This is a genomic window from Nonomuraea antimicrobica (genome assembly GCF_039536965.1).
Lineage (GTDB): Bacteria > Actinomycetota > Actinomycetes > Streptosporangiales > Streptosporangiaceae > Nonomuraea > Nonomuraea antimicrobica.
Genome location: NZ_BAAAZP010000198.1, coordinates 1 through 9,016 on the forward strand (window position 1 = coordinate 1; position 9,016 = coordinate 9,016).

The 9,016-nt window shown below is 70.2% G+C and carries 9 protein-coding genes and 1 pseudogene; 5 read left to right on the plus strand and 5 right to left on the minus strand.

Features of this window, described 5'->3' with window-relative positions:
- A partial coding sequence (locus ABD844_RS44250) for a hypothetical protein (protein WP_344892936.1) occupies nucleotides 1-361 on the plus strand: 361 nt, incomplete at its 5' end.
- Between the two features lie 272 nt (nucleotides 362-633).
- On the opposite strand, the gene ABD844_RS44255 is transcribed toward ABD844_RS44250, so the two are convergent.
- Entirely contained in the window at nucleotides 634-1,806 is a 1,173-nt protein-coding gene (locus ABD844_RS44255; RefSeq protein WP_344892938.1) for an erythromycin esterase family protein, read from the minus strand.
- Between the two features lie 171 nt (nucleotides 1,807-1,977).
- Here ABD844_RS44255 and ABD844_RS44260 point away from each other — a divergent pair, with 171 nt between their 5' ends.
- Nucleotides 1,978-3,087: a substrate-binding domain-containing protein gene (locus ABD844_RS44260; protein WP_344892940.1), complete on the plus strand. Its 1,110-nt coding sequence runs from the start codon at nucleotides 1,978-1,980 to the stop codon at nucleotides 3,085-3,087.
- Here the strand turns inward: ABD844_RS44260 and ABD844_RS44265 are convergent.
- Nucleotides 3,047-4,314, minus strand: a pseudogene (locus ABD844_RS44265) (RNA-guided endonuclease InsQ/TnpB family protein). The gene ABD844_RS44260 and the pseudogene ABD844_RS44265 sit on opposite strands and share 41 nt — an antisense overlap.
- A 145-nt stretch (nucleotides 4,315-4,459) precedes the next feature.
- Between ABD844_RS44265 and ABD844_RS44270 the strand changes: the two are divergent.
- The 3 genes from ABD844_RS44270 to ABD844_RS44280 all read left to right on the plus strand — a co-directional run bounded on the left by ABD844_RS44270 (nucleotide 4,460) and on the right by ABD844_RS44280 (nucleotide 7,050).
- On the plus strand, nucleotides 4,460-5,275 hold the full coding sequence (locus tag ABD844_RS44270; protein WP_344892944.1) for an IclR family transcriptional regulator: 816 nt from the start codon (nucleotides 4,460-4,462) through the stop codon (nucleotides 5,273-5,275).
- 139 nt (nucleotides 5,276-5,414) lie between these two features.
- The gene (locus tag ABD844_RS44275; protein ID WP_344892946.1) at nucleotides 5,415-6,326 is read left to right on the plus strand and encodes an NAD-dependent epimerase/dehydratase family protein; all 912 of its coding nucleotides are present in this window, start codon (nucleotides 5,415-5,417) and stop codon (nucleotides 6,324-6,326) included.
- Between the two features lie 202 nt (nucleotides 6,327-6,528).
- Nucleotides 6,529-7,050, plus strand: coding sequence for a MarR family winged helix-turn-helix transcriptional regulator (locus tag ABD844_RS44280; protein ID WP_344892948.1), 522 nt, complete (start codon nucleotides 6,529-6,531; stop codon nucleotides 7,048-7,050).
- A gap of 48 nt (nucleotides 7,051-7,098) precedes the next feature.
- Here the strand turns inward: ABD844_RS44280 and ABD844_RS44285 are convergent, their stop codons facing one another.
- The 3 genes from ABD844_RS44285 to ABD844_RS44295 all read right to left on the minus strand — a co-directional run.
- Complete coding sequence (locus tag ABD844_RS44285) at nucleotides 7,099-7,647, minus strand: NAD(P)-binding domain-containing protein (protein ID WP_344892950.1); 549 nt, start codon at nucleotides 7,645-7,647, stop codon at nucleotides 7,099-7,101.
- A gap of 54 nt (nucleotides 7,648-7,701) precedes the next feature.
- Nucleotides 7,702-8,355 (minus strand): hydrolase, encoded by a 654-nt coding sequence (locus ABD844_RS44290; RefSeq protein ID WP_344892952.1) that lies wholly within the window; start codon nucleotides 8,353-8,355, stop codon nucleotides 7,702-7,704.
- 372 nt (nucleotides 8,356-8,727) lie between these two features.
- Nucleotides 8,728-9,016, minus strand: a 289-nt coding sequence (locus ABD844_RS44295) for a GNAT family N-acetyltransferase (RefSeq protein ID WP_344892954.1), incomplete at its 5' end; no start/stop codon positions are given.

The window sequence follows — 9,016 nt, forward strand, 5'->3', positions numbered from 1 at the left end:
CCAGCGGGCACGGCAGCGCCCGGCGGCACGGCCGACCAGCCACCGGGCCACCCAGCGGCAGACCCCGCCCCGGGACAGCAGGCAGCCCACGCAGCCACGGCCCGGACAGGTCTACCGCAACGACGGCAGCATCCAGCCGACCCAGTCCTACACCGTGTGGCGGGACGGCAAGATGTACCCGGACGGGCCACCGCCCCAGATCCGGGCCAGCGGTTCCGGGCAGGGCGAGAAGCAGCTCTTCAGGCCGGAGAAGATCGAACCGGAGAGCACCCGGGCGGGCACGGTCGCCGAGGCCGGGGCCAGGGTCACCCGGTGGATCGACAAGAGCGGCCTGGACGACTTCTTCGGCCTGCTCTTCTGACCCCTGCCCCCTGAACCCCTCCGGCCCCGGCCCCCACCTCCTGGGGGGCCGGGCGCCGGAGGGCCCGACCCGGCCCCTTCAACCGGCCCTCTTCACCCGAGGGCCCGACCCCGCCCGCTTGACCGGACCACGCGCCGGATGGGCGAGAACCACCCCGGCTCCTTCCTGGGCCGGGGGCCACGAAGATCTGTTGCCCCAGAAGACCGGTCCCGGGCCTTCTGGGGCTCATCGTCGTCTCCACCGGCTGATCCGCCCTGCGGCAGGGGCGGCGGCTACGGCCAGGAGGCCACGTCCGCCGCGCCGCCGAGGAAGACGATGCCGTCGATCAGGCCGAGATGGGCCGGGTCCAGCGGAAAGTAGGCGTGGTCGGACGAGACGCGCGGGCTCGCCCCGGCGACGGCCGCGACCGTGGCCAGGTGGCGGGCGTCGACGAGACAGCGCTCGAAGGGGAGCGCGGACAGGATGCCCTCCACGGTGTCCGGGGGCGGGACGTCGTCGCCGACCGTGCCGAGAGCCGAGGCCAGGTGGGCGTACCGGTCGCCCAAGTGCGCCGCGGCGAGCGCCCCCGCGCCCCACCACCGCAACGTCCGCTCGCCGAACGCCATGGTGCTCGGGTGCCGCTGCAGGTGCAGGTTGTGCGCGAAGACCAGGGCCGGGCCGTGCCCGGCGACGGCACGCAGGTTCGCGGCCATCATCGCGTCCCGCAGGGCCGACAGCCGGCCCCACCGTTCCGGGGACGCGTCGGCCATCCCGTGGTGGTAGCGGAGCAGGCCGACCGCGGTGCGCGCGTACAGGTCCGCGCGTTCCCTGTCGTGCGGGCTCAACCCCGGTGTCTGCGTGCCGAGCAGCGCCACCAGGTCGTCGGCGACCAGCCGCAGCCGCTCGGCGTCGGCGGAGCGGCCGATCGACTGTGACGGGTCCATGGCGGTGGCCTCGTTCGACCACCGCTCGTCCGGGCCCAGCAACGTGTCGAGGGCTTCCGGGGTGCAGGGGAGGGGGCCGTCGAGGAGGGCGTGCAGGGCGGTGAGCGGCCGGCGCGGGCTGGCCGCCCAATACTCCACAGGGCCGTCGAACCCGAAGAACCGCAGCTTCTCGTCATGCTCCTCGTTGTAGGCGCGCATCCAGCGCACGAGGTCGCGGTTGGCCGGGAACGCGCCGAAGCCGTGGCTGAAGCCGCGTTCCATGACGTCGTCGAGCGTGCCCGCGCCCGTCGTGACGTAGTCGTCCACGACCAGGCCCATGAGACAGTCGCTCTCGATCGCGAACGACCGGAAGCCCTCGTGCTCGACCAGATGCCGGAAGATCTCGTTGCGCACCTCGCCCAGCTCCCCCACGAAGTGCCTGGCCTCGCCCAGGCCGAGCAGCAGGGGCCTGGCGGGCAGCGACCGCAGGAACGCCGAGACGCCCGCGCCGTCGAGCGGACGGGCTGTGTCCTTGATGTCCATGCCTTCAACGGTATCGTTGAACTTTCGATGGAGACTTGGGCCAGAAAATGCCGGGTAATGCCAGGGTGAACCTTCAATCGACGTGGCACCGGCCAGGATCCCGGCAGGGCTCAAGCTCAAATGCCGTCTCCTCGCACGGTAAATTGAACATCCAGCGGAAGGAGACAGGAGATGAGCGGTTCGCCCGAGGACGGGAAGGAAGGAGCGGGCAAGGTCCCCGCGGTGGGGCGGGCGGTGGCGGTGCTCGCCGACCTCGCGGCCCACGGCCCCGCACCCCTGGCCGCGCTCTCCCGCCGGGTCGGCATCCCCAAGAGCACCCTGCTCGGCATCTGCCAGGCCCTCGTCGAAGAACGCCTCCTCCAGCAGGACGAGCACGGCCGCTACACGCTGGGCCTGGCGCTCGCCGAACTGGCCTCCGCCCAGATGCGCAACCCGCCGGGCATCCGCCTGCTCGGAGTGGCCGTACCCGACACCGCCAACCCCTTCTACGCCGTCGAACTGCGCACGCTCCGCCACCAGTGCGACCTGACCGGCATCGACATGGTCGCCATGGACGCCGGACAGGACGCCCGCACACAGGCCGGGCAGGTCGGCGAACTGGTCAGGACGGGCGTCGACGCGATCGTCCTGGACGCGGTCCACTCCGCCCACGTGCGAGGCGCGGTACGCGCCGCCCGCGACGCGGGCATCCCGGTCATCGCCGTCAACGCCGGGGCCGAAGGCGCCGACGCCTGCGTCACCACCGACAACGTCCAGGCCGGGCAGTTGGCCGGGCAATACCTGGCCGGCCTCCTCGACGGCCCGGCAGAGATCGCCATCATCGACGGCCGGCCCGTGACGGCCACCGCCGACCGGGTGGCGGGATTCATGTCCGTGCTGCGCGAACACCCCGCGATCCGCGTCGTCGCACGCGAGCGCGGCGACCACACCCCCCACTCCGGCGCCCTCATCGCCGCGAAACTCCTCGACGGCCACCCCCGGCTGGCGGGCTTCTTCGGCATCAACGACCCCACCTCGGAAGGCATCCTCGCAGCCCAGGCAGCCCGCGGCCGATCCCTGCCCGTGGTGAGCGTGGACGGCTCGGCCGCCGCCACCACGGCCATCGCCACCGGCGGCCCCCTCAAGGCCACCGCCGCCCAGGACCCCGCCCGCCTGGCCCACCTCGCCCTCCGGCTGGCCGGCCGCATGCGCGCGGGCGAGCCCCTGACCACCCGCGTACGACTCCTGCCCACCACACTCATCACCGCCGCGAACGCCGACGACTACCATCCATGGGGTTGACATCCTCCCTCTCGTAAACGAGGGGGATCCTCACGGTCGCCCGTGAGGGTTCCCGCTTCACCGCCGGTTGCCCGCCTGAGAGGACTCTCGTTGAGGTCTTACACCAGCTCCACAGGCGTTTCGACTCTCCGCCAGCCCGGCGGCGAGCACGTTCTTCGCGGCGTTCACGTCCCGGTCATGGACGGCCCCGCAGGCGCATACCCACTCCCGGACGTTCAGCGGCATCTTGTCTCGCAGCGCCCCGCACGCCGAGCACAGCTTGGAGGAGGGGAACCAGCGCTCTGCCACCGACAGAGTCCGCCCGTACCACTGGGCCTTGTACTCCAGCATGCGCCGCAGCTCCCGCCAGGAGGCATCGGAGATGGCGCGGGCCAGGCTGTGGTTCTTGACCATGTTGCGGACGGCCAGGTCTTCCACGGCGATCACTTGGTTCTCGCGAACAAGCCGTGTCGTGACCTTGTGCAGGTGGTCTCGCCTGCGATCGGTGATGCGGGCGTACACCCGCGCGACCTGCAGCCTGGCCTTCCGCCGGTTGCTGCCGCCCTTCTCCTTACGAGCCAGCGCCCGCTGCGCCTTGGCCAGCCTGCGCCGGTCGGCCCGCTCATGCCCGGGGTTGGTCACCTTCTCTCCGGTGGACAGCGTGACCAGCGCGGCGATGCCCGCGTCCACGCCCACCGCCGCGTCCACCGGAGCGAGCGGTGTGATCGTCTCCTCGACCAGGACCGACACGAACCAGCGCCCCGCCGCGTCCCGGCTCACCGTGACGGTGGACGGCTCGGCTCCCTCGGGCAGCGGACGCGACCAGCGGATGTCCAGCGGGGCATCCATCTTCGCCAGCGTCAGCGCGCCGTCACGCCAGCGGAACGCCGAGCGGGTGTACTCCGTGCTCGCACGGGACTTCTTACACGACTTGAACGTCGGGTACCCGGCCCGCTTGGCGAAGAAGTTCGCGAACCCCGCCTGAAGATGGCGCAGCGCCTGCTGCAACGGGACCGACGACACCTCCGACAGGAAGTCGTAGTCGCCACTGCGCTTCCACTCCGTCAGCCTGGCGGACGACTCCACATAGGAGACGCGGCGGCCTTCCAGCGTGTAGGCGCGAGTGCGTTCTTCAAGGGCCTTGTTGTAAACGAGGCGGACACAGCCGAACGTCCGGCCAAGCTCACCGGCCTGCTCGGGGGTGTGGTAGAAGCGGTACTTGTAGGCCCGCTTCACGATCTGCGCCACGCCTCACACCATACCGCGAGATCAACCAAGCATCGCGCGTGTGTTCGATAACGCGGTCCGCCTGACGGCGAATCGCCAACCCCTGTCCTGCTCCACAGGGGTCCGCTTCCCCCCGGCTGGCGGGGGGCTTCCTCGGAGGTCTCTAATGAAGGCGACCACCGGCTCCACCGGCTCGGGCGGCTCACCCGCCGTGCACAAGGCGGCCAGGATCCTGTTCGAGCTCGCCGCCCACCCCGAGCCGACCAGCCCGGCCGAGCTCAGCCGGCGCCTGTCGATACCCAAGAGCTCACTCGCCGACCTCTGCGCCACCCTGGTGGAGACCGGAATGCTCGTACGCGACCTCGAAGGCAGGATGCGGCTCGGGCCGAGACTCCCCCTGATCGCCAGAGGGCTGACGGGCGGCACCGCACTGCTGGAGGCGTTCCACCGCGCGGTCCCCGCGGCCACCGCCCTGGCGGGACGCACGGTGGTGCTGACCGTGCTGTCCGGGCTCGACGTCGCCTATCTCGCGGTCCGCCCCGGCGACACCCCCCTGCCGCTCACCCTCAAAGAGGGCATCCGCCTGCCCGCCTGGTCCACCGGCACCGGGCAGGCACTGCTCGCCACCCTGCCGGACGCCATGATCGAGGACCTGCACCGCGGCGAGGTCCCGGCCTCACCCGGCGACCAGCACTTCGACCTCGCCCGCCTCATGGCGGCCGTCGCCACGGCGCGCGCCCACGGCCACGCCGCCAACACCGACACCGGCACCGGCACCGGGCAACCGCACCTGGCCGACACCGCCGCGGTCGTGCACGGCCCGCACGGGCCGCTGGCGGCGGTCGGCTCCGTGACGCGCCCGCCCTCACCGGGCGAGAGCGCCCCAGCCGACGCCGACGCCGTACAGGCACTGGCGTACCGCATGTCGGAGGCGATCCGCCGCGCTCCCGGACAGCGGCACACCCCCCACGACCCCGCCTGACGCCGGGCTCCCACCAAGGTGCGGATGGTTTGACACCCCAAGAACCAGCGCCCTACCGTGTTCACATATCCGGAGCCTACTCCGATATTCAGAACAGCTCCGCACCAGCAGCCCCTCCAACGAAGAAAGGAACCTCCCCATGCGCATCTTCCTGACCGGGGCGACCGGTTACCTCGGCGGCTCCCTCGCCGTCCGCCTCGCCCAAGCCGGCCACCACGTACGCGGCCTCACCCGCACACCCGAAACCATCGAACCGCTCCGAGCACTCGGCCTCGACCCCGTCCTCGGCACACTCGACACCGGCCACCTCCTCGCCGCAGAGGCCGCAACCGCCGACGCCGTCATCAACGCCGCCGACAGCGACCACGCCGCAGCGGTCGCCGCCATGCTCCCCGCCCTGGCCGGCACCGGAAAACCCTTCCTGCACACCAGCGGATCCAGCATCGTCGGCCAACCCTCGGCCGGCCGGCGCCAAGACCACACCTACACCGAAGCCGACACCCTGCCCGGCAGCCCATGGACCCCCGCACCAGACAAAGCCGCCCGAGTCGCGATCGACCGCCACGTACTCGCCGCCGCCCACACCGGCGTCCGCTCAGCAGTGGTGTGCAACACGATGGTCTACGGCACCGGCACCGGCCTCAACCCCGACAGCGTCCAGATCCCCCGCCTCATCCAGCAGGCCCGAACCCGCGGCGCCGCCGTCCACATCGGCCCAGGAGACAACATCTGGTCCACCGTCCACCTCGACGACGCCTGCGACCTCTACCTGGCCGCCCTCGACGCCGCCGCACCCGGCTCGTTCTACTTCGCCGAGAACGGCGAATCCTCCTTCAAAGACCTCACCACCGCCATCGCCGACACCCTGCGCCTCCCCGGACCCACCCCCCTCGACATCGACACCGCCATCGACATCTGGGGACACGAAGTCGCCGTATACGCCCTCGGCTCCAACAGCCGCGTACGCGGCCGAACCGCCCGCACCGACCTCGACTGGAAGCCCCGGCACACCTCCGCCACCGACTGGATCCGCCACACCCTCCACCCCTGAACCCACCCACCTCACTCCCGAGGGGGCAGACCAGGTACGAGAAGAATCTTTCTTGCCGGCAGCAGCCGTTCTCACGCTCTTGCCCCAAAGGTGGCGACCAGCGGAGGCGAGAGTACGTCACGAGCCTGAGGACCCCGGGTGCCGCCGAAACATTGACTACACTCCGTTATGTGACATGACAACAATAAGGTAGGCTGGGGTGATGGGCGAACCTCGCTGGCTTACCCCCGAAGAGGCCGCCGTCTGGAAGAAATACCGGACGCTGCGGCGGGAGTTGCATCTCGCGCAAGACCGGCAACTGGCACGCGATTCGGGTTTGTCCGGCGCGGACTACGCACTCCTCGCGCCGCTGTCGGAGTCACCCGAGGGCGTGCTGAGATTCCGGGAGTTGGCGCTCGAGGTCGGCTGGGAACGCAGCCGGCTCTCCCATCAGCTCACACGCATGGAGAAGCGCGGGCTGGTGACCCGGGAAGCATGCCCGGGTGACGCCCGCGGAGCGATGATACGGCTCACCCGGCACGGACGTGACGCCATCGAAGCAGCCGCACCCCAGCATGTGGAGGCCGTGCGACGGCTGTTCTTCGACCCGCTGACCCCGGGGGAGATGCGGGTGCTCGAAGGATTCCTCGATCGTATGCTCGCCGCACTCGAAGGCGAATCGGCCGCGCACCCGCCGAACACCTCCGCCGGCAAGGCGGCCCGCCCCGGTTTCCGGCCTGGCTGACCAGCCGCTGCCGGCCAGCCGTACGGCTCACGTGCGAGCTGAGCGAGATCAAAACTGGCCGGGACCGCCGTAGCGGTAGAAATGCGGGCCGAGCTGGGCGGCGATGGCCCGGGTCAACGCCGAGCCGTCCTCCAGCAGGCGGGCCGCGCGGTCCAGGTCCCCGACGAAGACGGGGTCGTAGCCGGCGTCCCTGATCAGCTCTTCCGTCACCGCCTTGGCCGCGTCGTCGGCGGCGTACAGGTTGCTCGGCCTGACCTGCTGTTTGGCGATCTCGTCATACAGGGCGGCGAAGTTGGTGGAGAACGACTTGGCGGTCGGACCTCCGATGACGGATTTGACCTCGTGGGCCAGCGACGGGTGCTCGCTCGTCCGTGGCACGTACATGTTGGTGGTGTCAATCGTCACCTGCCCATTCAGCCCGGACACCCGGCCCAGCGCCTCTCCGATCGTCTGGCCAGGGACCGCCACCACGACGACCTCGGCGTCACCTGCGTCGCCGCCGTCACGGCCAAGCACGGTGGTCTGATGGCCGGCGTCGGCCCACAGCCTCGCCAGACCGCCTCCGACCCGCCCCCGCCCGATCACCGTGATCCTCATGCGCGCTCCTTCGTTCGAGATGGCGTCATCCTGCCTGGGCGGATCAGGCTCTTGTCACGTGGTGTCCGCGCCGAGGAGCTGGAACTCCCAGGCCAGCGCGGCCCCGAAACTGCCTCCGTGGGAGAGGAAAATGTCGGTGATACCCGGGACGGTCTCCTCTCGCGCCCAGTCACGCTGCAGCTCCCCCAGCACCGTCCCCGTTGTCGTGGGGATCACGCCCGCCTGCACCATACGCTGGACCCCACGCTCGTGCGCCTCCAAGGAGGTGGCTCCCGAGGCATCGGTGACCGCGAAGACCCGGTAGCCGTCGGCAAGTGCGTGGATCGCCGGGAAGGCCAGGCAGATGTCAGTCCACAGGCCGGCGATGATGAGGTCCCTGCGCCCGGTGTCCGCGACGGCCTGGACTACCCGGGGGTCCTCCCAGGTGTTGATGGTGGTGCGGTCGATGGGCTTTTGCTCGGGGAAGAGTTCCTGGATCTGACGGATGATGCGGCCACCACGGTCTTCGACCACGGTGCTCAGGATGGCCGGGATGCCGAACAGCTTCGCCCCTTTGGCCAGCGCCGTCACGTTGTTGATCACCAGATTGGCGTCGTGACTCTGCAGTCCGGCGAACTGCGCTCCTTGGTGATCGATCAGCAACAGCACCGAGCGCTGCGGGGTGAGCAGGGCGTCGAGCCCGATGAAGGGAGTGACGTGCGGATCCATGAGGAGATTCCTTTCGTCAGCCACTGAGGACAGTTCCGCGGAGCGGGACTGTCCACCGCGCCGCCCGGGGAGGCCACGCGGCATCGAGGGACACATCTGCCGGGATCCACGGGCCTCAGCAGCGTCTCCATTCGGCCCTGTCCGACCCCTGCGGTCGTCGTCTTCAGCGATGGGCTCCAGCCGTGACACCCAGAGCTGATGATGTGTCAACAAAGTAAGCTCGACTTTGATGTCATGTCAACAACTTGGCTCTTGGCGCCCGATCCGGGAGTGCCGGTCAGGCTCGAACCACCAGCCTTCAGAGGCGCGGAAGAAGACCAGGCCCTTGAAGTAGCGAATGACAAGCCCTCTGACCAGCAGATCAGCGACTCACTAGCCCTCCAGAGAACCACCCGAACGCCCCACGGAAACCCCGCACGCCAACACCCGCCGCCGCCGATAACCAAGCCGCTCATACACCCCGATCGCCGCCCCGTTCGAGTCGTCCACCATCAACGCCGCCCGACCGTGCACCGCCACCAACTCCCGCGACACCCACCCGCACACCCGCCCCGCCAACCCCCGGCCACGAAACCCCACCCTCGTCGCCACCCCCGCCACCAACCCCACCGAAGGCGCCGACCACGCATCGGCCGCCACCGCCGCCACCACCCCGACCCCC

Bases quoted from the DNA above. Each gene is read 5' to 3' on its own strand.
- ABD844_RS44280 (WP_344892948.1), top strand. From the start codon at position 6,529: ATGGGCGAACCTCGCTGGCTTACCCCCGAAGAGGCCGCCGTCTGGAAG.
- ABD844_RS44275 (WP_344892946.1), top strand. From the start codon at position 5,415: ATGCGCATCTTCCTGACCGGGGCGACCGGTTACCTCGGCGGCTCCCTC.
- ABD844_RS44260 (WP_344892940.1), top strand. From the start codon at position 1,978: ATGAGCGGTTCGCCCGAGGACGGGAAGGAAGGAGCGGGCAAGGTCCCC.
- ABD844_RS44270 (WP_344892944.1), top strand. From the start codon at position 4,460: ATGAAGGCGACCACCGGCTCCACCGGCTCGGGCGGCTCACCCGCCGTG.
- ABD844_RS44285 (WP_344892950.1), bottom strand. From the start codon at position 7,647: ATGAGGATCACGGTGATCGGGCGGGGGCGGGTCGGAGGCGGTCTGGCG.
- ABD844_RS44255 (WP_344892938.1), bottom strand. From the start codon at position 1,806: ATGGACATCAAGGACACAGCCCGTCCGCTCGACGGCGCGGGCGTCTCG.
- ABD844_RS44290 (WP_344892952.1), bottom strand. From the start codon at position 8,355: ATGGATCCGCACGTCACTCCCTTCATCGGGCTCGACGCCCTGCTCACC.